This window comes from Virgisporangium ochraceum (assembly GCF_016863655.1).
Classification (GTDB): Bacteria; Actinomycetota; Actinomycetes; order Mycobacteriales; family Micromonosporaceae; genus Virgisporangium; species Virgisporangium ochraceum.
The window spans coordinates 60,547-82,364 of record NZ_BOPH01000001.1 but is presented as its reverse complement, the minus strand read 5'-3'; the positions used below and the strand labels follow the sequence as shown (position 1 = coordinate 82,364).

Here is a 21,818-nt window from a genome sequence, read left to right as displayed (position 1 = left end):
GGATCAGGGAATGTCTTCGGTACAGATCACGGGCACCGGGCACGCGAGCATGCACATCCAGACGCCGGCGGGCAGCATTCTGTGCGACCCGTGGGTCAACCCGGCGTACTTCGCCTCGTGGTTCCCGTTTCCCGACAACTCCCAGCTCGACTGGGAGACGCTCGGCAACTGCGACTACCTGTTCGTGTCGCACCTGCACCGCGACCACTTCGACGCTCAGCACCTGAAGAACTTCATCAGCAAGAAGGCCACGGTCCTGCTGCCGAACTACCCGACCTCGCAGCTGCGTGACGAGCTGGAGGACCTCGGATTCACGAAGTTCATCGAGACCGTGAGCAACGAGGTCCAGGAGCTCGACGGCGGTCTCAAGTTCATGATCCAGTCGCTCATCGCGCCCAACGACGGCCCGATCGGTGACTCGTCGCTGTGGGTCGAGTACGACGGCATCCGGATCCTGAACCAGAACGACGCCCGGCCCAGTGACCTCGACGTCTTCGCCGAGCTCGGCCACGTGCACGCGCACATGCTGCAGTTCTCCGGCGCGATCTGGTACCCGATGGTCTACGAGCTGCCGGCCAACGCGAAGACCGCGTTCGGCAAGCAGAAGCGCGACCGGCAGTTCGACCGCACCTGGCGCTACATCGACGACCTCAAGGCGTCGTACGTGTTCCCGATCGCCGGACCGCCGTGCTTCCTCGACGACGAGCTGTGGCAGTTCAACGACATCCACGGCGACGAGGGCAACATCTTCCCCGACCAGAGCGTGTTCATCCGCGAGTACGCCAAGGTCGGCGGCACCAACGGGGTGGTGCTGCTGCCGGGCAGCGTGTCGACGCTCACCACCGACAGCTGCGAAACCGAACATCCCACGCCTGTGGACGAGTTCTTCGCGAACAAGGAAGCGCACCTGCGCGACTACCAGGCCCGCATGCGGCCGGTGATCGAGGCGCAGAAGGAGACCTGGAAGCACCCCGAGATCGATGTGCTCAAGGAGATGAAGCGGCGCATCGAGCCGCTGCTCGAAGAGTCGATCTACATGGCCAAGGGCATCGGCGGCCCGGTGCGGTTCGACCTGGTCGGGTACGACGGCGAGACCGTCGAGGAGGTGCTGATCGACTTCCCGAACAAGGAGGTGCGGCGCGCCTCCGGCGACGAGAAGGTGCGCTACCGGTTCCGGACGCAGCGCATGCTCGTCGAGCACCTGCTCTTCATCGAGGAGATCGACTGGGTCAACTCGCTGTTCCTGTCGTGCCGGTTCTCCGCCGCGCGGATCGGCCAGTACAACGAGTTCATCTACTCGTTCTTCAAGTGCCTGTCCGAGGAGCGGCTGCAGTACTCGGAGGGCTGGTACGACGAGCACCAGCGCGCCACCGACGCCGAGGACATCACGATCGGCGACTGGACCGTGCAGCGCCGCTGCCCGCACCTCAAGGCCGACCTGACCCGGTTCGGCATGGTCGACGGCGGCGTGCTCACCTGCCAGCTGCACGGCTGGAAGTTCGACCTGGCCAGCGGCCGCTGCCTCACCAGCGTCGGTCACACGATCAGGGCGTCGAAGACCGCAGACTCCGCTTGACCGAGGCCAGCTCGGTCTCGAACATCGACTCGGCGTCGGACAGGGCGAAGCCCAGGTGCCCGAACACCTCCAGCGCCACCATCCCGTACAGCCTGATCCAGTGCGACAGGTAGACCTGCAGCGCGCCCACCGACAGCGGCGTGTCGACGGTCGCCTTGAACGCCTCGAGCTGCTCGCGTAGCTCGCCGGGCAGCTCGTCGTCGGCCGGCGCCGCGAACGGGTGGATCTCGTTGAAGAGGGTCAGGAACACCGCGCAGAAGCGCATCCCGGCCGCGTGGACCTCGCCCTCCGGGCGGTGCTGGGCGACTGCGTCGGCCGGGCTGGCGAACATCAGCGTGAACTCGGCGCGGTGGTCGAGCGACCAGCGCCGGAACTCCCGGCAGGCCACCCCCAGGCGCTCGGCCGGCCCGTCGACCCCCGCCATGCAGGAGCGGATGTGGTCGATGCACTCGTCGAACAGCGACACGCACAGCCGCTCCAGCAGTCGGTCGAGGCTGTCGAAGTAGCGGTAGAGGGCGGGCGCCGTCATGCCCATCTCCCGGCTGATCGCCCGCAGCGTGACCCCGGACTGCCCCTCGGCGACGAGCAGCCGCCGCGCCGTCTCGATGATCTCGGTCAGCGTGGCCGCCCGGAGACGGTCGCGCCGTGAGGAAACAGTAGTAGTCACGGTGATACCCCTTGACCCCAGCTAACGTCGCTGACAAAGTTAACACCATTCACCAGCGCAATCGGTGTTTTAAAGGAGTCTAAGGGGGAATCGGGCATGTTCGCGTGGTGGGGACGGACGGTGGTTCGGGCCCGATGGGCCGTCCTGGTCGCCGGGGTGCTGCTGGCGCTCGTCGGCGGCGTATGGGGCACCGGGGTGTTCGGCACGGTGAAGGGTGCCGGGTTCGACGACCCGGCCAGCGAGTCGAGCCGGGCGCGGGAACGGATCGCGGCCGAGGTCGGGCAGCGGGCCACCGACATCGTGGTGATCTGGTCGTCGGAGACGGCGACCGTCGACGACCCGGCGTTCCGCCGGGCGGTCACCGACGCGGTGGACCGGGTGCGGCAGAAGGCCACCGTGGTCTCCTTCTACGACACCGGCAGCGACGCTTTCGTCTCCACGGACCGGCGCTCCACCTACGCGGTCGTGTCCCTGGCGACGCCGGCGATGTCGGGTGACACGAAGGAGTTCGAGGCCATACGGCCCGACCTCGACGCGGCGGGGCTGCGCACCGAGGTCGGCGGGCCGGCCGCGGTGAACGACGCCGTGAGCGCGCAGGTCAGCAAGGACATCGCGCGCGCCGAGACGTTCTCGATGCCGATCCTGCTGGTGCTGCTCGTGCTGGTGTTCGGCAGCCTCGTCGCGGCCGGCGCGCCGCTGCTGGTCGGCGTGCTGGCGATCCTCGGCGCGTTCACGGTCACCCGGATCCTGACGCTGTTCACCGACGTCTCCGTGTTCGCGCTGAACGTGATCACGCTGATCGGCCTCGGTATGGCGATCGACTACGCGTTGTTCATGGTCAGCCGGTTCCGCGAGGAGCTGCGCCAGGGTCACGACACCGGGGACGCGGTGGCCCGCACCGTCGACACCGCCGGGCGCACGGTGCTGGTCAGCGGGCTGACGGTGGCGTTGGCGCTCGCCGGTCTGCTGCTGTTCCCGCAGATGTTCCTGAAGTCGATGGCCTATGGGGGGATGGCGGCCGTGCTGGTCGCCATGGTCGCGTCGGTCACGGTTCTGCCGGCGCTGCTCGCGGTGCTGGGGCCGCGCATCAACGCGGTGCGGATCTTCCGGACCCGCGACGGCGGCGGCACGGGCTGGGCGCGGCTCGCCCGCGGGGTGATGCGCCGTCCGGTGCTCGTCACTCTGGGGACCGTTGCGCTGCTCGCCGTGCTCGCGGTGCCGTTCACGCGGGCGGAGTTCGGGGTGGCCGACGAGCGGGTGCTGCCGGCGTCGGCGGCGCCGCGGGGTGCGGCCGAGACCCTGGCGAGAGAGTTCCCGCAGACCGACGCCAGCCCGGTGCAGGTTCTGGTGAGCGGCGCCGGCGCGGGCGCGGCCGGCGCGTTCGCCGAGCGGATCACCGCGATCGAGGGCGTCACGTCGGCGGCGGTGGTCGCCGTCCGGGGCGACTCGGCCGCGATCGCGGTCAGCTATACCGGCGGGCCGTCGGGCGAGACCGCCCGTGGCGTGGTCGGCGCCATCCGCGACCTGCCGACGCCCGCCGGCGCCGAGGTGCTCGTCGGCGGCACGACCGCCCAGCTGGTCGACCTGTTGCGCAGCCTCGCCGACCGGCTGCCGTGGATGGCCCTGCTGGTGGCGCTCAGCACGTTCGTGCTGCTGTTCCTCGCGTTCGGCTCGCTCGTGCTGCCGCTCAAGGCGATCCTCATGAACGTCGTCTCGATCGGCGCGTCGTTCGGCGCGGTCGTCTGGGCGTTCCAGGACGGGCACCTCGCCGGTCTCCTCGGCTTCACCTCGACGGGAAACCTCGAGGCGACCCAGCTGATCCTGATGCTGGCGCTGATCTTCGGCCTGTCGACCGACTACGAGGTGTTCCTGCTCTCCCGGGTGCGCGAGGAGTGGGACCGCACCGCCGTCGCCTCTCCCGGCGACAAACCGACTGCCGCAGACAACACGGCGGCCGTCGCCGGCGGGCTGCAGCGCACGGGCGGCATCATCACGGCGGCGGCGCTGCTCCTGATCGTCGTGATCGGCGGCTTCACCACCGGCGACGTGCTGTTCATCAAGATGATCGGGTTCGGCATGATCGTGGCCCTGGTCGTCGACGCGACGATCGTGCGGGCGCTGCTGGTGCCGGCCACTATGAAGCTGCTCGGCCGGGCGAACTGGTGGCTGCCGGCGCCGCTCGCCAGGGTGTACGGCCGGTTCGGCATCCGCGAGGAGAAGCCGGTCCCCGAGCGGGAGCTGGCTACCGTATCGGCGTGATCTACGAGACGCCCGCCTGACCGTCCGGCAGTGGACACGGGAAGACACCGACCGCCTGTTCGACATCTACTCCCGCTAGGGAGGTCGCCCGCTGGCTGGGCGCCACCCCGAAGGCGCTGGAGACCCGCGAGCAGGCGGTCCGGGCGGTCGAGCGGTTCTCGTCGTGGTCGGAGGACCCGACGTTCGGGGTCTGGGCCGTCGAGGTGACAGAGACCGGGGTCGGTGAGGTGTTCGCCGGTGGTCCGTCCCGGCAACGACGCGTCGATGAACGTGTGCAACCGGCTCGGGCTGTACCACCTCGGTCGTACGACGAAGGGCTACGGCGTGGAGGCCGAGACGTTCCGGATCGCGAAGCCCTGAGCCGACGCGAGCGTCGCCGCGAGGGCCGCGGTGAAGCCGAATGAGATCACGGTTCCGAGGACCAGGCGCAGGCTGAGGCTGTCGGCGTCGGGCCACGCGCCCACGACGATCCACAGCAGCGGCGCGACCACGCAGGCCACCGCCCAGCCGCGCCGCCCGGCCGCCCGGAAGCGCCGCAGCAGCACCACGCAGACGGCGAGCCACGACACCGACGCCGTGACGAACCCCACCTCGTGCAGCAACCCGTGCCAGCTGATCGACTCCGGCGCGCCCTCGGGGGCGCCGGCGGGGAACCCGGCACCGGCGTCGGTGACGAACACGCCGGCCACGATCAGCCCGATGCCGTTCAGGGCGAACAAAACCGGCGCCCAGGTGCCCGCCCGGCCCGGGTGGAGCACCCGGCGCAGACCCACCGCGAAACCGATGAGCAGCGCGCCGGTCACCACGAAGTTGGCAATCTGGACCCAGCCGCCGGGCCCGAGGCCGAGCAGGCTGATCGGGTGCCGGGTCGGGTCGAACCCGTCCCGGGTGAGGGCCTGGACCAGCCAGACGGTGAGGAAGACCGGGCCGGCGGCGATGCCGGCCGCCAGGAGGCGGGAGGTTGTCATGCGGATACGTCGGCGCCGGCCATCAGGACCGGACACTGACCTCCAGGCCGGGCCGGGCCACGTCGACCGGTCCGTCGTAGGCGGCCCGCGCCGCGTCGGTCGAGGCCGCGGCGTCGGTGCCGGGCCACAGGTGTGTCAGTACGAGGTGACCCACCTGAGCGCGCGACGCGTCGCGGCCGGCCTGCCGGGCGGTGCTCAGGTACGGCGCGTTGTCGTCGGGGACCCGCTCCGGATAGGTGGCCTCGGCGAGCAGGAGGTCGACGCCGTCGGCCAGCGCGACGATCTCCGGCGACGGGCCGGTGTCGCCCGTGTAGGCCAGCGCGACGCCGTCGGAGGTGAGGCGGATGCCCACGTTGGGCACGTGGTGGGGGAGCAGGCGGGTGGTCGCGGTGAACGGTCCGAGGTCGAACGTCGCGCCGGGTTCGACGGCGTGGGGGCGGGCCGCAGACCGGACCCAGTCGCCGTCGAGGGCGAGCACCGGGTCGACGGCGCCGGGCGGCGACCACACCGGCAGCGGTCCGCCGGCCCCGAGCACGCGCCCACGCAGCAGCGGGTTGAGGTCGGCGCAGTGGTCGGGGTGGCCGTGGCTGACGAACACCGCGTCGACGGTCGCCGGGTCGATCAACGGCGTGACCGCGTAGCCCGGGTCGATCAGGAGCCGGAATCCGTCATGGTCGACGAGGTAGCCGCTGCAGGCCTGTCCGGATGCCGGCCAGGCCCCGCAACCACCGATCACGGTGAGCCGCATGGCAACCGACGATAATGCCGGTGTGAAGGACATCGTGCTGCTCGGGTCCACCGGGTCCATCGGGGTGCAGGCCCTCGACATCGTTCGGCGCAACCCCGGGGAGTACCGGGTGGTGGCGCTCGGGTCGGGTGGCGGCAACGTCGACCTGCTCGCGGCGCAGGCCATCGAGTTCAAGGTCGACGCGGTCGGGCTGGCCCGGGCGAGCGCCGCCCAGGACCTGCAGCTGGCCCTGTACGCCGAGGCGCAGAAGCAGGGCTACGCGCAGGGGCGGTACTCGGTCCCGAAGATCTTCACCGGTCCCACCGCGATGGCCGAGCTGGCCGAGTGGCCCGCGCACACGGTCCTCAACGGGATCACCGGATCGGTTGGCCTGGCGCCGACGCTGGCGGCCCTGCGCGCCGGCCGGGTCCTCGCCCTGGCCAACAAGGAGTCGCTGATCGCCGGCGCCCCCCTCGTGAAGGCCGCGGTGACGCGGCCGGGGCAGCTGGTGCCGGTGGACTCCGAGCACTCGGCGCTGGCCCAGTGCCTGCGCGCCGGTTCGCACGCCGAGGTGCGGAAGCTGGTGCTCACCGCCAGCGGCGGGCCGTTCCGGGGGCGCCGGCGCTCCGAACTCGCGGACGTGACCGTCGAGCAGGCGATGGCCCACCCGACCTGGAACATGGGACCGGTGATCACGATCAACTCCGCCACCATGGTGAACAAGGCGCTGGAGGTGATCGAGGCGCACGAGCTGTTCGACGTGGCCTACGACGACATCCAGGTCGTGGTGCATCCGCAGTCGGTGATCCACTCGATGGTCGAGTTCGTCGACGGGTCGACGATCGCGCAGGCCAGCCCGCCCGACATGCGGCTGCCGATCGCGCTGGCGCTGGGCTGGCCCGACCGGGTGCCCGGCGCGGCCGCGCCCTGCGACTGGACGACGGCCGCGACCTGGACGTTCGAGCCGCTCGACAACGACGCCTTCCCCGCCGTCGAGCTGGCCAAGGAGGCCGGGCGGGCCGGACGCTGCCGGCCGGCGGTCTACAACGCCGCGAACGAGGAGTGCGTGGCGGCTTTCACAGCCGGCCGGTTGGGGTTCACCGCCATCGTGGACACCGTCGAGCGCGTACTGGGGGACGCTCCCGACTACCCCGAACCAGGTACCGTCGAGGAGGTGCTCGCGGCCGAATCCTGGGCGCGGGCCCATGCGCGCGAGCTGATCGCGTCACATTCCTGAGGGGAGCCTGATGGCGTACGCATTGGGGATCGCGCTTTTCGCGTTCGCCATCTTCGTTTCGGTGTGCCTGCACGAGGCGGGGCACATGCTCACCGCCAAGGCGTTCGGAATGAAGGTCACCCGGTACTTCGCCGGGTTCGGTCCCACGATCTTCTCGTTCCGCCGCGGTGAGACCGAGTACGGCCTCAAGGCGATCCCGCTGGGCGGTTTCGTCAAGATCGTCGGGATGACCCCGCAGGACGACGACGTCGAGCCCGGCGAGGAGCACCGGGCGATGTGGAAGTTCCCGGTGTGGAAGCGCACGGTCGTGCTGTCGGCCGGGTCGATCACCCACTTCATCCTCGGTTTCGTCATCCTGTGGGTCTGCGCGTCGTTCGTCGGGATGCCGAACCCGGCGCTGGCCGACCCGCAGCCGGCGGTGGTCGCGATCCAGCCGTGCGTGGTCACCGAGGCCGCCGGGCGCGAGTGCCGTGAGGGCGACCCGGCGTCGCCGGCCGGCCTCGCCGGTCTGCAGGACGGTGACAAGGTCGTCGCGGTCGCCGGAACGCCGGTGGCGAACTGGGACGAACTGCTCAACACGCTGCGGTCGACGCCGCCGGGTGCGACCCCGGTCACCGTCGAGCGCAACGGGTCCCAGCAGACGATCACCGTCGACCTCGCGGCGGTCACCCGCTACAAGGAGCGCAAGAACAAGGACGGCGAGCTGGTCGCGACCACCGAGACCGAGCAGCGCGCGGCGCTCGGTGTCGGGCTCAAGCGGGTCGTTCCGCTCGAGGTGACGTACGGACCGGTCGAGGGCTTCACCAAGGCGGTCGGGTTCACCGGCGACGCGTTCGTCGGCACCTGGGAGGCCATGAAGAAGATCCCGGAGAAGCTGCCCAAGCTGTGGGCGGCCCTCACCGGCGAGGAGCGTGACCCGGAGACCCCGATCAGCGTGGTCGGCGCGAGCCGGCTCGGCGGCGAGACCGTCGAGCAGAGCCGCTGGTCGCTGTTCCTGCTCATCCTGGCGTCGCTGAACTTCTTCGTGGGCATCTTCAACCTGCTGCCGCTGCTGCCGCTCGACGGAGGGCACATCGCGATCAGCTGGTTCGAGCGGGCCCGCTCCTGGATCTACGCGAAGTTCAAGCGTCCCGACCCGGGCCGGGTCGACTACTACAAGTTGATGCCGCTCACCTACTTCGTGATCCTCGTTGGTGGAGCGTTCACGCTGCTCACAGTTGCGGCGGATATCGTTAACCCGATCACGATCTTCCGGTAGTTCGATCTTTCTGCTTCCCAGGAGTCCCCCCTTGACCGCAATCAGCCTTGGCACGCCCCCGGCACCGCCGCAGCCCCTCGCGCCGCGGCGTAAGTCGCGGCAGATCATGGTCGGCCCGGTCGCCGTCGGCGGTGGCGCGCCGGTGTCGGTGCAGTCGATGACCACCACCAACACGGCCGACGTCAACGGCACGCTCCAGCAGATCGCCGAGCTCACGGCGTCGGGCTGCCAGATCGTGCGGGTGGCGGTGCCGTCACAGGACGACGTGGAGGCGCTGCCGGCGATCGCCAGGAAGTCGCAGATCCCGGTGATCGCCGACATCCACTTCCAGCCGAAGTACGTGTTCGCGGCGATCGACGCGGGCTGCGCCGCGGTGCGGGTCAACCCGGGCAACATCCGGCAGTTCGACGACAAGGTCAAGGAGATCGCCGCGGCCGCGTCGGCGGCGAACGTGCCGATCCGCATCGGGGTGAACGCCGGGTCGCTCGACAAGCGGCTGCTGGAGAAGTACGGCAGGGCGACCCCGGAGGCGCTGGTCGAGTCGGCGCTGTGGGAGTGCTCGCTGTTCGAGGAGCACGGCTTCCGCGACATCAAGATCTCGGTCAAGCACAACGACCCGGTCGTGATGATCCGGGCGTACCGGCTGCTCGCCGAGCGGTGCGACTACCCGCTGCACCTCGGGGTCACCGAGGCGGGTCCGGCGTTCCAGGGCACGATCAAGTCGGCGGTGGCGTTCGGTGCGCTGCTGGCCGAGGGCATCGGCGACACGATCCGGGTGTCGCTGTCGGCGCCGCCGGTCGAGGAGGTCAAGGTCGGCCTCGCGATCCTGGAGTCGCTGGCGCTGCGTGAGCGCGGGCTGGAGATCGTGTCGTGCCCGTCGTGCGGGCGGGCGCAGGTCGACGTGTACACGCTGGCCGAGCAGGTCACGGCCGCGCTCGACGGGTTCCCGGCGCCGTTGCGGGTGGCCGTGATGGGCTGCGTCGTCAACGGTCCCGGTGAGGCCCGCGAGGCCGACCTCGGGGTGGCGTCGGGCAACGGCAAGGGCCAGATCTTCGTCAAGGGCCAGGTCATCAAGACCGTGCCGGAGTCGGTCATCGTCGAGACGCTCGTCGAGGAGGCGCTGCGCCTGGCCGACGAGATGGGCGTGGAGCTGCCCGAGGATCTGCGTGGCCTCGGGCCCACGGTCACCGTCCACTGACAGTGCACCTACGGGCGGCCGAAAATCTGGCAGTCTAGACAGCATGCTCACGGTGCCGGTGCGGCTGCTGGGTGACACCGACGCGGCCGAGGTGCGGCGACTGCTCGATGCTGCGCCGTTCGCCGGCGCACAGGTGGCCGAACGGGTCAGCTCGGGTCGGATGGCCTGGTGGCGGCACGAGGCGCGCATCTTCGGGTACGGACGCAGGCTCACCGCGTTGTGCTGGGTCGGCGCGAACGTCGTGCCGGTGTCGGCGTCGCAACCGGCGGCGGTCGCGTTCGCCGAGCTGGTGGCCGGCGAGCCGCGCGGCTGCTCGTCGATCGTCGGTAGCGCCGACGCGGTGCTGGAGATGTGGAACCGGCTGGCGCCGACGTGGGGGCCGGCCCGCGAGGTACGCGGGTGCCAGCCGCTGCTCGCCACCGACCGTCCGGCCGAGGTGCGTACCGATCCTCACGTGCGGCTGGTCCGGTTGGACGAGGTGCACGCGCTCTATCCGGCCGCGGTCGCCATGTACACCGAGGAGGTCGGGGTTGCCCCGGCGGCCGACGGTGACCCGTCGTACCACGACCGGGTGCTCGACCTCGTCCGCGCGCGCCGTGCGTACGCCCGGTTCCACGAAGGTCGCGTGGTGTTCAAGGCCGAGGTCGCCGTGGTGACGAGGCACACCGCCCAGATCCAGGGCGTGTGGACCGACCCCGAGTTCCGGGGCCACGGCCTGGCGACGGCCGGCATGGCGGCGGTGGTGGAGGACGTGCTGCGCCGGGTGGCGCCGACGGTGAGCCTCTATGTCAACGACTTCAACGAACCCGCCCGCCGGGTGTACGCGCGGTGCGGTTTCCGCCAGGTCGACACGTTCGCAACCGTTCTCTTCTGATCAGTCTTTTTCTAATCGGTCTTTTCTTAGCTATTCTTCGCGTATCTCGCGCACGGCTGAAGGCCTCCGGTGTGAGGCGGGAAGCGAGGGTTCGCCCCACACCGGCTGCCTTCGTCATGAGCTCCGATCGCCGCCGAACCGGCGCGCCGAGATCCAGTACCGAGTGACCGAATTACTCGGTTTTCGTCGCGTCGGTAATGACGACCACCGCTTATGTGTAAATGATGGCGTTGGCGAGGTCTGGGCGCTACCGGTTTTTATCGTGGCTGTTGGGAGGCCTGTAGTGGCCGTTCGGTCACGCCCTGAATTCGTGATCGCTGAAATGTTGCGTTAGACCATGGCCGTGCGAATGATTCCAGAGAAGCAGTCGTTCGCAGCGCGGGCCGGGAGACGCCAATGGCAGAGATCCACCATTTCGCGTACGGGTGGATTACCCCCATCATGGCCTACTGTCTGTCAGTACTTGGATCATTGTTGGGGCTTATCTGCACGTCTCGGGCGCGGCGTCTCGCTACGGCCCGTGAGCGGATCTCCTGGCTGGTGCTGGCATCGGTGTCCATTGGTGGCACCGGAATCTGGGTCATGCACTTCATGGCGATGATCGGTTTCGGGGTCGTCGGCAGCGAGATCCGCTACGACCTCGCGATCACGGCGTTGAGCGTCGTCGTCGCGGTGGCGGTCGTGGGCGCCGGCCTGTTCATCGTCGGCCTCGGCCGGCCCAGCCTGCTGAAGATCGTCGGCGGCGGCCTGCTCACCGGTCTGGGCGTCAACGCGATGCACTACATCGGCATGGCGGCCATGCGCCTCGACGGCGAGATCTCCTACGACCCGGTCCGGGTGATCGCCTCGATCGTCATCGCGGTGGTGGCGGCGACCGTCGCGCTGTGGCTCTCGGTCACGGTGCGGTCGGGGGCGCTGATCTTCGGCTCGGCCATGGTGATGGGGGTGGCGGTCACCGGCATGCACTACACGGGCATGTCGGCGATGTCGGTGCGGTTGTCGGAGCAGGGCGCGGTCAACGGTGCCAGCAGCACGACGCTGATCGGTCCGATCGCGCTGGCCGTGGTGCTCGTGGTGATGGGACTGGTGTACTCCGTGCTCGCCGCACCCACCGACGAGGACCGGGCGGGTGCCGCGTTCATCGAGTCCCGCATGGGTGGCGGAGGTCAGCCGGGGCCGGTCGGGATCTGGGCGTCCACGCCGTCGGCGGCGCCGATGGGTCCGACGGCTCAGGAGAGCGCGCCCGCCGACGCGACCGCCGGCGGGGCTGGTGGCGGTGGCTCGGTGGCCAGCCGGTTCGCCCGGCGCGGTGGTTCCGCGGCGGCCGGGTCGGCCGGGCGCGGTGGCTCGGCGCCCGCCGGGTCGGGCGGCCGCGGTGGCTCGGCGTCGGCCGGGCCCGGCCGTGGTTCCGCGTCGCCCGGGTCGGGTGGGCGCGGCTCCCGGCCGTCCGGGTCCGGTGGCTTCGGCGCCGGGTTCGCGCCGTCGGGCGGGGGAGTTCCCGCGGCCGGGCCGATGCCCGGGGATCCGGCGCCCGCCGGGCTGGGCGCGAGCCTCCGGGAGACCGAGCCGTTCTCCCACACCGAGCCGCCCGCGTCCGGTGGGCGCTGGGCCGGTCTCACGGCGGAGCCGGTGCACCCCGTTCCGCGTCCCATCACCGAGGCCCAGTACGACGGCCGGCCGGCGGGCGCCTATCCGCCGCCGCCCGCCACGATGCCGGAGCTGCCGGGCCAGCTGCCGCGCCGGGAACCCGACGCCGCCGACCAGGGCCAGCTTCCGCACCGGAACGCCCGCGAGCCGTGGACGCCGTCGCCGGCGCCCACCCGTAACGACTGATCTGCCGGTGCGTCAGGCCGGCGGCTGGGCCCGGTTCGGCTTGACGACGACGCCGTTGATCGTGGTCTCGCCGGTCTCGGTGTTCAGCGGCGGTGCCGCGCCGGTGACGCCGTCGACGGTCAGGGTGCCGGTCTGCTCGCCGTCGGCGACGATCCACCCGCCGTTGACGGCGGCGTTGGCGACCTTGTCGGCGAGGCGGTAGAGCCCGGCCGGCGCCTGCACCATCCTGATCTTGAAAGTGAACGTGCGACCGCCGGCGACGGCCGTGCCGGTGGCGCCGGCGCCGTCGTGCGTGCCGGTGACCGATGCGCCGTTCTTGCCGGTCAGGGCGAGTTGGCCGTCTCCGGCCGGGCCCTGCATCCAGGCTTCCAGCCGGCCGCCGTCGCACAGGTAGGCGATGGCCTGCCCGTTGCGGACCGCGATCGCGATGGCGGCCGTGCGACCGTCGACCTTCCCGGCGTAGGTGACGATCGGCGCGTTCGGGTCCGGCGTGGGCACGCCCGGTGTGGCTCCGCCCGGCGCGGCCAGGCCCGGCTGGGCGCTCGCGGACCCGCTGGCGTCGGTGGAGGCCGGCGGCGTGGGGGCCTGGCTCGCGTCGCGTTGGGTCTGCGCGGCCTGGTCGCGGTCTTTGCGTGCCTCTTCGGCGGCGACAGTGGCCAGGCCGAACAGCGCACCGGTGAGGGCGAGGACACCAGCGATGACGATCGCGAGACCTTTGAGCTTCATGGTCGGCTCCAAAACCGGGCGTGGTCGTACATGGTGACACGCACCGATGCCCCGATCGGCTCAACAGAGGTGCACCCGGAACCGCTCACTTGCCCGTTTTGCAGCGGAATCAGACAATACGTACTAGGCTTCTGCAACGAACGACAAGCACCACGAATAGCCAAATTCCTCCCCAAGGTTCCTCCACCGCATCCGTCTGTGGAGGTATGGCATGTTTTCCGTCCGTCGAGTTCTCCTTACGTTCGCGGTTGGCACCGCGCTCGGAGCCGGGCCCGCCATCGCGGCTCCGGCGATGGCGCACCCGTGGGACGACGACCACGACCACGACTGGGGTCGTCAGGTCCACCTGTCGGCGTCGCTGAGTGGTCGTGGCGTGGTCGGTGAAGCCCGTGACCGGAACGGTGCCGGCGAGGTGGACCTCAAGATCCGGCCGTCGACCGGCGAGGTCTGCTACGACTTCTGGGTCCGCCGGGTCGAGGATCCCATGCGGATCTTCGTGTACGTCGGCGGTCGGAACGACCCCAACGACCGCGACGACGACGTCGAGGTCGGCCTGGCCAACTACGGCAGCCACGCCGAGGGCTGCCGGAAGATCAGCCCACGCGTCGCGCGGGCGATCGCGAACTGGCCGAGCCGCTACAACGTCCAGGTCGACGGCGACAACGGCGCGATCCGTGGCCAGCTCCGCTACGAGCGCTGGCGCTGAATGAGCTCCGGCCCGCCGTGAGGGGCGGGCCGGTGTGGATGGCCGCTGAGGGCCGGGTCGACGATGCCCCGGTCGTCAGCGGCCATCCAGTGTCTGCCCGCCCCTGTCTGTCTGATCAGGGCTGGTCGGGTACCTGGATGCCGTCGAGGGACGACGCGCACGGGCAGTCGCGGGTGGCGGGAAGCGCGCTCACCGCGTCCAGCAGCATTTTTCGCAGTATCTCGGTGTTCTCGCCAAATACGCGGAACACCTCCTCCTGCGTGACCCCGTGGTCGCCTTCCACCCCGGCGTCGAGGTCGGTGACCAGCGCGATCGCGGAGTAGCAGAGCGCGAGTTCGCGGGCGAGTACCGCTTCCGGGTGACCAGTCATATTGATGACAGTTCCGCCCATCGCCGTGTACGCCCGGGACTCGGCGCGTGTGGAGAAGCGCGGCCCCTCGACGACCACCATCGTGCCGCCGTCGACGGCGGCGATCCCGTGGCTCTCCGCCGCCGTCAGCAGGGTCGTGCGGCCGACGGGGCAGTACGGATCGGCGAAGTTCACGTGCACGGCGCCGGTGTCGTAGAACGTCTGGACGCGGCCGCTCGTACGGTCGATGAGCTGGTCGGGGACCACGAACGTGCCCGGACCGAGGTCGGCGCGCAGGCCACCCACCGCGCAGGGCGCGAGAATCTGGCGGACTCCGAGCTGCTTGAGCGCGAAAAGGTTGGCGCGGTAAGGGATGCGGTGCGGGGGGAACCGGTGGTCCCGGCCATGCCGGGGCAGGAACGCCACCCGCTGGTCGCCGACGGTTGCGACGGTGATTGCGTCGGACGGTGGGCCGTACGGAGTCTCGACCGTGTGCTCCTCGGCGTCGGTGAGTAGGGCGTACAGCCCCGACCCGCCGATTACGGCTGTCGCTGCGATGTCCACCGGCTGAGGCTAACCGCGGAGGACCGGCCAGGCTAATGTGCGTGGCATGGTGATGACGCCTGTGCGTCGCGAGCTGATGACGCTGGCCGACCCCCGCTACGCGGCCGAGGATCTCCACGGCGACGAGTTTCACGTGGCAGGCTGAGGACGTGTTCGAGGGGTCGGGCGGTCCGGGGTCTGGTGATCCCAGGTTCGGTGAACCTCGGCCCGGATCCGGGGCCGAGGAGTCTGAGGCTGGGGAACCCCAGCCGGGTGGTGGCCGGCCGGGTGGCGGCCGCCCGGGTGGTCGGGGCACCAACACGCCGAGGTTCGGGTCGCGGCCGTCGGGTTCTTCCGGGTCGGGTTCTCCCGGGGCTGGCGCTCCTGGCGCTCCTGGGTCTGACGAGTCCTGGTTCGAGGATCCGCGGCGTGAGGATCCGCGGCTCGATGAGGTTCGGTTCGAGGAGCCGGGCTTTGCGGGTCCCAGTGTTTCCGGCCCCGGGGGAACGCGGCCTGGAGATTCCGGGCCTGGTTCTTCCGGCTCTGGTTCTTCGGGCTCTGGTCCTTCGGGCTCTGGCTCGGGATCTTCGGGCTCTTCCGGCGGGCGTGGCTCTTCCGGCGGGCCCGGCGGGGACGCCGGCCCCGGACGTCCCGGTGTGGCGCGAGGCAGGTCGATGGAGTCACTGACCGGGCGCCTGCTGGTCGCGACGCCGTCGCTGCGCGACCCCAACTTCGAGCGGACGGTGGTGCTGCTCGTCGCCCACGAGGAGGGCGGTGCGCTGGGGGTGGTGCTCAACCGGGCCACCGAGGTGCCCGTCTCCGAGGTGCTGGGACCCTGGGGCACGCTGGCGGAGGAGCCGGCCGTGGTGTTCGAGGGTGGGCCGGTGCAGCCCGAGGCGGCCATCTGCCTGGCGCGGGCGCGTCCCGGGATCGAGCAGCTGGCCGGGTTCAACCGGGTGGCCGGCGCCGTGGGCACCGTCGACCTGTCCGCCGACCCCGACACGCTGCGCGAGAGCGTGCTCGGTGTACGCGTGTTCGCCGGCTACGCCGGCTGGTCGCCCGGCCAGCTGGAAGGCGAGATCGAAGGCGGTTCCTGGTTCGTGTTCGACGCCCTGCCGGGTGACGCGTTCGCCGGCCGTCCCGATGACCTGTGGCCGATGGTCCTCCGCCGTCAGGGCGGCCTGCTGGCGGCCGTGGCCCACTACCCGACCGATCCGGCGCTGAACTGACGGCGGGTATCCCCGTGCGGGCCCGGGTGGTGGGGTGTGTACTATTGCGCGGGTGCCCCGGTGGTGAGCCGGGGATGTCTGGGGGCCGTGGCGCAGCTGGTAGCGCACCACACTGGCAGTGTGGGGGTCAGGGGTTCGAGTCCCCTCGGCTCCACCCAAAATTCGCAGGTCAGAAGCCATCCGGTAGCGGGTGGCTTCTTGTTTGAGCGCTCACTTGTCTCTATCGGAGCCCTGTCGTGTCGGTGTATGGGCTATCGACTTGGGTGCGGGAATCTGCTTGTGTTCGGGCGTGGAGAGCGACCACACCATCGAGCTGTTCGAGCGCTCCCGCCACCTCGACGTCCTGCGCGGCGCGTTCGACTCCGTCCGACGTGGCTCCGGCGGTTCGCTGATCCTGGTGAGTGGCGAGGCGGGCGGCGGGAAGACCGCGCTCGTCCGGCGATTCTGCGCGGACCTGGGCACGCGTGGCCGGGTGCTCTGGGGGGCCTGCGATCCGCTGTTCACGCCCCGGCCGCTCGGGCCGGTCGCCGACATCGCACGGCTCGTCGGGGGCGAGCTGCAAGAGCTGGTGGACGCGGGTGCGAAGCCGTACCAGGTGGCGGCGTCGATCATGCGGGTGGCGCAGGAACGTCGGGGCACGATCGTCGTGTTGGAGGATCTGCACTGGGCAGACGAGGCGACCCTCGACGTGGTCAGCCTCCTGGGTCGCCGCATCGGGTCCGTCCCGGCCCTTCTGATCGGCACCTACCGCGACGACGAGTTCGACCGGGCGCGGCCGCTCCGGCAGGTCGTCGGCGAGCTGCGGGGTGCGCCCTCGATCCGCCGGCTCACCGCGGAACCGCTGTCCGCCGAGACGGTCTCGGCCCTGGCCGAACCGCACGGGCTCGACGCATCCGAGTTGCACCGCATCACCGCGGGCAACCCCTTCTTCGTCACCGAGGTCCTTGCCACCCGCGACGGTGACATCCCACGGACCGTCCGCGACGCGGTCATGGCCCGGACCGCCCGGCTGAGCGCCACCGCGACCACGGTCATCGAAGCTGTGTCGATCGCGCTTCCCCACGCGGAGCTGTGGCTCCTCGACGCGCTGGTGCCGGACGCCGCCGACGGCCTCGAACGCTGCCTCGACTCCGGAATCCTCGACATGGTGCCGGGCGCAGCCGTGTTCCGGCACGAGCTCGCCCGGTTGGCCGTCGAGGAGTCGCTGTCGCCGCACCGCCGGTTGGCGTTGCACCGGAAAGCGTTGCGGGCGCTCGCGGGCGTGGCGGACCCGGCGCGGCTGGCCCACCATGCCGAAGCGGCCGGCGACACCGACGCGGTCCTCAGGTACGCGCCCGCCGCGGCCGAAAAGGCGTCGTCGACCGGCGCCCACCGCCAGTCGGCCGCACAGTACGAGCGGGCGTTGCGGTTCGCGGGCGGGCTGCCCGCGGACGCCCGGGCCGCCCTGCTCGAGGGCCGCTCGCACGAGTGCTACCTCACCGACCGGATCGACACGGCGGTCGAGACGCTGGAGCAGGCCATCGCGCTCCGGCACGCGATCGGCGACCGGCGCGGTGAAGGGGCGGCGCTGTCACAGCTGTCGCGTCGGCTGTGGTGCGCCGCGCGCACCGACGACGCCGACGTCGCGGCCCGAGCCGGGATGCGCCTGCTCGAAGGGCTGCCACCCGGCCGGGAACTGGCGCTCGCGTACGGCATCGAGGCCGCCGGCCACCTGAACGCCGAGCGACTCGACGAGGCCGTCGAATGGGCGGACCGCGCGCTCGAGCTCGCCGGGAGACTCGACGACACCGAGGTGACCGCCTACTGCCTCAACATCCTCGGCACCGCGCGGATCCTCGCCGGGTGTCCGGACGGGTGGGAGAAGCTGGAACGCAGCCTGGCCCTCGCCGAGCGGGCCGGGCTCGACGAGGACGTCGGCCGCGCGTTCATCCACGCCGGCTGGGCGATGACCCGCACCCGCGCCTACGGCCACGCGACCTGGCTCGACCGCGGCGTCAGGCGGTGCGACGACCTCGGCCTCGAGGGCTGGAAGCTCTACGTCCTGGCGTACCGGGCGCGGGCCAGGCTCGACCGTGGTGACTGGGACGACGCGGCCGAGGACGCCGCCCTCGTGCTCCGGTCGGCCCGGTCGGTGCCGCTGCTCCGGATCCTCGCGCTGACCACTCTCGGGCTCGTCGGCGCCCGGCGTGGCGACCCGGACCACGGGCCGCTGCTGGACGAGGCGCTCGCACTGACCGAGGGACAGGACGAACTGCAGTTCCACGCTCCGGTCGCCGCGGCGCGAGCCGAGGCCGCGTGGCTCGACGGTCGCTGCGGCGCCGTCGACGGGCTGACCCGCCACGCGCTGGACAGCGCCGTCGAGCGGCAGGCCCACTGGATCGTGGGCGAACTCGCGTGGTTGCGCCGCCTCGCCGGCGTGCGGGAGCCGGCGCCGGTGGCCGTCGGGCCGTACGCGTCACAGCTGACGGGTGACCCCGCGGCCGCCGCCGACGCGTGGACGGGTCTGGACTGTCCGTACGACGCGGCCCTCGCCCGCGCGGCGTCCGACGACGAGAGCGACCTGCGCCGTGCCCTCGCGGAGTTCCAGCGGCTCGGTGCGCGCCGGACCGCGGGGGTCGTGGCGCGGAGACTGCGCGAACTCGGCGTCCGCGGACTCCCGCGTGGTCCGCGTGCGGAGACGATGACGAACCCGGCGCGCCTCACCAGGCGGGAATCAGAGGTGCTGACACTGATCCGGCAGGGGCTCTCCAACGCCGAGATCGCCGCCCGGCTCTACGTCGCCGAGAAGACGGTGCATCACCACGTCTCGGCGGTCCTGCGCAAGCTCGGCGTCGGCAACCGCCGCCACGCCGTCTCCGAGGCCGCCCGGCTGGGCCTCCCAACATAGGGCCTCCCAACATAGGGGCCTCCCAACATAGGGGTTCGGCGCCGGCAATCCGGGTACCCGCTTCCGCTACGGCGACACGGCCCCCGTTCCTACGGTGTGTGGCACCACTCGACGTCACACACGGAAGGAATGGACATGGACCCCTACTTCTCACCGGGAGCCGGGCGGTGATCCGCCGCTGGGCCGCCGCTGTGGCGGTCACCGTGACCCTCGCGGCCTGTACGAACGACGACGCCGAACCACCGGGCGGACCGGACCACGACACGACGGTGACGGCGTCACCGGAACTCGCCTCCAGCCTCGCGAAGGCCCGCGCCGCCACCGCCCGCTACGTAGACGACCTGGGCGCGGCGGACGCCGCCGGGTACCGCATCATCACCCCGATGATGCCGGGGATGGGCTACCACTATCTCAACGGGGACATCGAGGGCTTCGACGTCACGCGGCCGCCGATCCTCGTCTATGTGAGGAACGGCACCCGGTGGCAGCTCGGTGCGCTCGAATGGGTGTGGCCGGAGCGGCCCGCGACACCGCCCCTGGAGGGAGCGACGTACGGCTCCTTCGACGCGGCCTGCCACTACCGCGACGGGTCGTTCGTGCCGGCCGCGGCGGAAGCGGACTGCACACGGACCAGCCCGGACGGCACGTCGCCGTTCACGTTCTGGCACCCGAAGCTCGTGACGATGCACGTCTGGCTCTGGTACCACAACCCGGCCGGCCTCTACCACCCGACGAACCCTCTGGTGCCGGACCCCGGCGAGGGCAACGGCCCGCAACGCGTCAGCGGCCGGTGACACCCTCACCAGGAGTCGTGGTCGGTGCGGAAGATGGCGACCAGGACCCGGAGACCCAGGACGGCCGCCACCACCAGGAGCCCGTAGCCGAACAGGTCGAACAGGCCGACCTCCTCGGTGACGCGGGGGTCGTCGTCGATGCCCAGGAGCATCACGGCCATGATGCCGGCCACGCCGCCGATCACGGTGGTGAGGGAGCGGTGCAGCAGCGCCATCATGTGCTGGCGGTCGCGTTCGTCGGCGAGGAGGCGCACGTTGACGTTGAGCCGGCCGCGTTCGAGGGCGCCGGCGATCCGGTCGATGCGGCGGGGCAGCCGGCGTAGCAGGGGCAGGAGGGTGGTGAGCTCGTCCATCGCGGCCTGGCGCAGCGCGGCGGGGCGCAGCATCTCGGCGAGGTACCGGCCGGCGAAGCCGCGCGCCTCGACCACCACGTTGAAGCCCGGCGCGACGTCGCCGAGGGCGCCTTCGAGCGTCGCCAGCGAGCGGAACACGGCCGCGACCTCCGGCGGCACCGACAGCCGGTAGTGGGTGATGAGCTGGAACAGGTCGACGAACATCTGCGCGCCGGCCGGTGCCCCGGGGCCGAGGTGCTGCGCCATGAACTGGCCCAGCGAGCGCTCCAGCCGCTCCTCGTCGACCTCGTCGGGCCGGTTCACGATCAGCAGCAGCGCGTCGGAGACCGTCGCCGGATCGCCGCTGTCGAGACCGAGCAGCAGGCGTTGCAGGGCCTGGCGCATCGCGGCGTCGAGCCGGCCCACCGAGCCGAAATCGAGCAGCCCGAGCCGGCCGTCCTCGAGCAGCAGCACGTTGCCCGGGTGCGGGTCGGCGTGGAAGACGCCACCGATCATGATCTGGCGCAGTACACAGAACAGCAGCGTCCGCGCCACGTCCGCCGGTTCCAGGCCGCGCGCGGCGATCACCGGGCGGGCACCGGCCAACGGGACCCCGCGCAGCCGCCGCATCACCAGAACGCGCTCGGTGCACAGGGCCTCGTGCGGCTCCGGGAGGACCACCTCCTTCTCGTCCAGGACGGACGCGCGCACCGCGGCGATGTTGCGCGCCTCGACGTGGAAGTCGAGCTCCTCCCGGATCGCCCGGGTGAAGCCGTCGGCGAGGTCGACCAGCCCGGCCGCCCGTCCCCACCTGGTACGTGCGTGCAGCGTCGCGGCGAGCCGTCGCACGATGTCCAGGTCCCGTTCGACCACCGCCCGGACGCCCGGGCGCTGCACCTTGACCACGACGTCGGCACCGGACAGCAGCCGGGCGGTGTGCACCTGCCCGACGGACGCCGCCGCCAGCGGCTCGGGGTCGAACCGGGCGAACAGCTGGTCGACCGGTGCGCCCAGTTCGCGGCGCAGCACCTCCTCGATGAGGTCCGACGGCACCGGCGCGGCCTGGTCGCGCAGGGCGCCCAGTTCCCGCACGAACTCGGGCGGGAGCAGGTCACGTCGGGTCGACAGCACCTGGCCGAGCTTGACGAAGGTGACCCCGCCGGCGTCGAGCGCCTGCCGCAGCGACCGCGCGAGCCGCGAGCGGGAACCGGCCGTCGCGGGGTCGCGGCCGCGCAGGTAGGGGCCGAGGCCGTGACGCACGGCGATGGTGAGGATCTGCAGGTAGCGCCGGGTACGGGCGAGGCGCGCCCGCAGACCGCGTGCCCACAGCAGCGGCGTCACCCGCCCGGTCGGCACGAGCGCCTCCGCGACGACCAGCAGGATCATCGCGACGAGCAGCGCACACGCGATCGACAGGAGCAGGAACCACAACGGGACGACCGAGTCGTCACCGAGCACCGTGTGTGGGGCCAGCGACTGCGAGATCGGCCCGGCGACCAGCAACGCGATCGCGCCGGCCAGGAACAGCCGCACCAACCCGAAGTTGGCACCGAGCAACCGTCGGGCCGCCGCCGCCATGCCGACCACCATCACGACGACGGTGACGACGACGACGATCCCGGTCGTCAGACTGTCCACAATGGACCCCCACCTGG

The 21,818-nt window shown here is 71.1% G+C and carries 18 protein-coding genes and 1 tRNA gene; 13 read left to right on the top strand and 6 right to left on the bottom strand.

All coding sequences use genetic code 11. The annotated features are described in order from the left end of the window. Nucleotides 1-25: 25 nt before the first annotated feature. Nucleotides 26-1,576 (top strand): Rieske 2Fe-2S domain-containing protein, encoded by a 1,551-nt coding sequence (locus Voc01_RS00360; protein WP_203925324.1) that lies wholly within the window; start codon nucleotides 26-28, stop codon nucleotides 1,574-1,576. Here Voc01_RS00360 and Voc01_RS00355 read toward each other — a convergent pair. Beyond that, a complete protein-coding gene (locus Voc01_RS00355) occupies nucleotides 1,545-2,243 on the bottom strand; it encodes a TetR/AcrR family transcriptional regulator (RefSeq protein WP_203925163.1) in 699 nt (232 codons plus the stop codon). The two genes, Voc01_RS00360 and Voc01_RS00355, sit on opposite strands and share 32 nt — an antisense overlap. 120 nt (nucleotides 2,244-2,363) lie before the next feature. On the opposite strand from Voc01_RS00355, the gene Voc01_RS00350 reads away from it, so the two are divergent. Continuing rightward, nucleotides 2,364-4,502: an MMPL family transporter gene (locus tag Voc01_RS00350; protein WP_239159819.1), complete on the top strand. Its 2,139-nt coding sequence runs from the start codon at nucleotides 2,364-2,366 to the stop codon at nucleotides 4,500-4,502. Nucleotides 4,503-4,739: 237 nt separating this feature from the next. Continuing rightward, nucleotides 4,740-4,862 (top strand): hypothetical protein, encoded by a 123-nt coding sequence (locus Voc01_RS53925; RefSeq protein ID WP_275423667.1) that lies wholly within the window; start codon nucleotides 4,740-4,742, stop codon nucleotides 4,860-4,862. Here the strand turns inward: Voc01_RS53925 and Voc01_RS00345 are convergent. Both Voc01_RS00345 and Voc01_RS00340 read right to left on the bottom strand, forming a co-directional pair. Further along, the gene (locus Voc01_RS00345; protein WP_203925161.1) at nucleotides 4,820-5,470 is read right to left on the bottom strand and encodes a DUF998 domain-containing protein; all 651 of its coding nucleotides are present in this window, start codon (nucleotides 5,468-5,470) and stop codon (nucleotides 4,820-4,822) included. The genes Voc01_RS53925 and Voc01_RS00345 overlap by 43 nt on opposite strands. A gap of 22 nt (nucleotides 5,471-5,492) precedes the next feature. Then, nucleotides 5,493-6,218, bottom strand: a complete 726-nt coding sequence (locus Voc01_RS00340) for an MBL fold metallo-hydrolase (protein ID WP_203925160.1) — start codon at nucleotides 6,216-6,218, stop codon at nucleotides 5,493-5,495. Here Voc01_RS00340 and dxr point away from each other — a divergent pair. The 5 genes from dxr (at nucleotide 6,217) to Voc01_RS00315 (ending at nucleotide 12,597) form a co-directional block, all read left to right on the top strand. Then, the gene (gene dxr / locus Voc01_RS00335; protein WP_203925159.1) at nucleotides 6,217-7,434 is read left to right on the top strand and encodes a 1-deoxy-D-xylulose-5-phosphate reductoisomerase; all 1,218 of its coding nucleotides are present in this window, start codon (nucleotides 6,217-6,219) and stop codon (nucleotides 7,432-7,434) included. The genes Voc01_RS00340 and dxr overlap by 2 nt on opposite strands. 10 nt (nucleotides 7,435-7,444) lie before the next feature. Beyond that, entirely contained in the window at nucleotides 7,445-8,692 is a 1,248-nt protein-coding gene (locus Voc01_RS00330; RefSeq protein ID WP_203925158.1) for a M50 family metallopeptidase, read from the top strand. A gap of 31 nt (nucleotides 8,693-8,723) precedes the next feature. Then, complete coding sequence (gene ispG / locus Voc01_RS00325) at nucleotides 8,724-9,890, top strand: flavodoxin-dependent (E)-4-hydroxy-3-methylbut-2-enyl-diphosphate synthase (RefSeq protein ID WP_203925157.1); 1,167 nt, start codon at nucleotides 8,724-8,726, stop codon at nucleotides 9,888-9,890. 43 nt (nucleotides 9,891-9,933) lie between these two features. Then, on the top strand, nucleotides 9,934-10,764 hold the full coding sequence (locus tag Voc01_RS00320; RefSeq protein ID WP_203925156.1) for a GNAT family N-acetyltransferase: 831 nt from the start codon (nucleotides 9,934-9,936) through the stop codon (nucleotides 10,762-10,764). Between the two features lie 552 nt (nucleotides 10,765-11,316). Further along, complete coding sequence (locus Voc01_RS00315; protein WP_239159818.1) at nucleotides 11,317-12,597, top strand: MHYT domain-containing protein; 1,281 nt, start codon at nucleotides 11,317-11,319, stop codon at nucleotides 12,595-12,597. Between the two features lie 12 nt (nucleotides 12,598-12,609). On the opposite strand, the gene Voc01_RS00310 is transcribed toward Voc01_RS00315, so the two are convergent. Further along, nucleotides 12,610-13,323, bottom strand: coding sequence for a hypothetical protein (locus tag Voc01_RS00310; RefSeq protein ID WP_203925154.1), 714 nt, complete (start codon nucleotides 13,321-13,323; stop codon nucleotides 12,610-12,612). Between the two features lie 211 nt (nucleotides 13,324-13,534). On the opposite strand from Voc01_RS00310, the gene Voc01_RS00305 reads away from it, so the two are divergent. Continuing rightward, nucleotides 13,535-14,029: a CHRD domain-containing protein gene (locus Voc01_RS00305; protein WP_203925153.1), complete on the top strand. Its 495-nt coding sequence runs from the start codon at nucleotides 13,535-13,537 to the stop codon at nucleotides 14,027-14,029. A 115-nt stretch (nucleotides 14,030-14,144) separates the two neighbouring features. On the opposite strand, the gene Voc01_RS00300 is transcribed toward Voc01_RS00305, so the two are convergent. Beyond that, nucleotides 14,145-14,942 carry an S-methyl-5'-thioadenosine phosphorylase gene (locus Voc01_RS00300; RefSeq protein ID WP_203925152.1) on the bottom strand — a complete coding sequence of 266 codons (798 nt, stop codon included), beginning with the start codon at nucleotides 14,940-14,942 and terminating at the stop codon, nucleotides 14,145-14,147. A gap of 653 nt (nucleotides 14,943-15,595) precedes the next feature. Between Voc01_RS00300 and Voc01_RS00295 the strand changes: the two genes are divergently transcribed. From Voc01_RS00295 to Voc01_RS00280, 4 genes are all read left to right on the top strand, one after another. After that, entirely contained in the window at nucleotides 15,596-16,150 is a 555-nt protein-coding gene (locus Voc01_RS00295; protein WP_203925151.1) for a YqgE/AlgH family protein, read from the top strand. A gap of 81 nt (nucleotides 16,151-16,231) precedes the next feature. Continuing rightward, nucleotides 16,232-16,304: transfer RNA gene (locus Voc01_RS00290), tRNA-Ala, on the top strand. 135 nt (nucleotides 16,305-16,439) lie between these two features. Continuing rightward, nucleotides 16,440-19,037, top strand: a complete 2,598-nt coding sequence (locus tag Voc01_RS00285) for an ATP-binding protein (RefSeq protein ID WP_239159817.1) — start codon at nucleotides 16,440-16,442, stop codon at nucleotides 19,035-19,037. Between the two features lie 167 nt (nucleotides 19,038-19,204). Further along, a complete protein-coding gene (locus Voc01_RS00280; RefSeq protein WP_203925150.1) occupies nucleotides 19,205-19,831 on the top strand; it encodes a hypothetical protein in 627 nt (208 codons plus the stop codon). Nucleotides 19,832-19,836: 5 nt separating this feature from the next. Here the strand turns inward: Voc01_RS00280 and Voc01_RS00275 are convergent, their stop codons facing one another. Continuing rightward, on the bottom strand, nucleotides 19,837-21,801 hold the full coding sequence (locus Voc01_RS00275; RefSeq protein WP_239159816.1) for an ABC1 kinase family protein: 1,965 nt from the start codon (nucleotides 21,799-21,801) through the stop codon (nucleotides 19,837-19,839). Between the last annotated feature and the right edge of the window lie 17 nt (nucleotides 21,802-21,818).

Bases quoted from the DNA above. Each gene is read 5' to 3' on its own strand.
- dxr (WP_203925159.1), top strand. From the start codon at position 6,217: ATGGCAACCGACGATAATGCCGGTGTGAAGGACATCGTGCTGCTCGGG.
- Voc01_RS00305 (WP_203925153.1), top strand. From the start codon at position 13,535: ATGTTTTCCGTCCGTCGAGTTCTCCTTACGTTCGCGGTTGGCACCGCG.
- Voc01_RS00320 (WP_203925156.1), top strand. From the start codon at position 9,934: ATGCTCACGGTGCCGGTGCGGCTGCTGGGTGACACCGACGCGGCCGAG.
- Voc01_RS00330 (WP_203925158.1), top strand. From the start codon at position 7,445: ATGGCGTACGCATTGGGGATCGCGCTTTTCGCGTTCGCCATCTTCGTT.
- Voc01_RS00310 (WP_203925154.1), bottom strand. From the start codon at position 13,323: ATGAAGCTCAAAGGTCTCGCGATCGTCATCGCTGGTGTCCTCGCCCTC.
- Voc01_RS00340 (WP_203925160.1), bottom strand. From the start codon at position 6,218: ATGCGGCTCACCGTGATCGGTGGTTGCGGGGCCTGGCCGGCATCCGGA.
- Voc01_RS00345 (WP_203925161.1), bottom strand. From the start codon at position 5,470: ATGACAACCTCCCGCCTCCTGGCGGCCGGCATCGCCGCCGGCCCGGTC.
- Voc01_RS00295 (WP_203925151.1), top strand. From the start codon at position 15,596: ATGGAGTCACTGACCGGGCGCCTGCTGGTCGCGACGCCGTCGCTGCGC.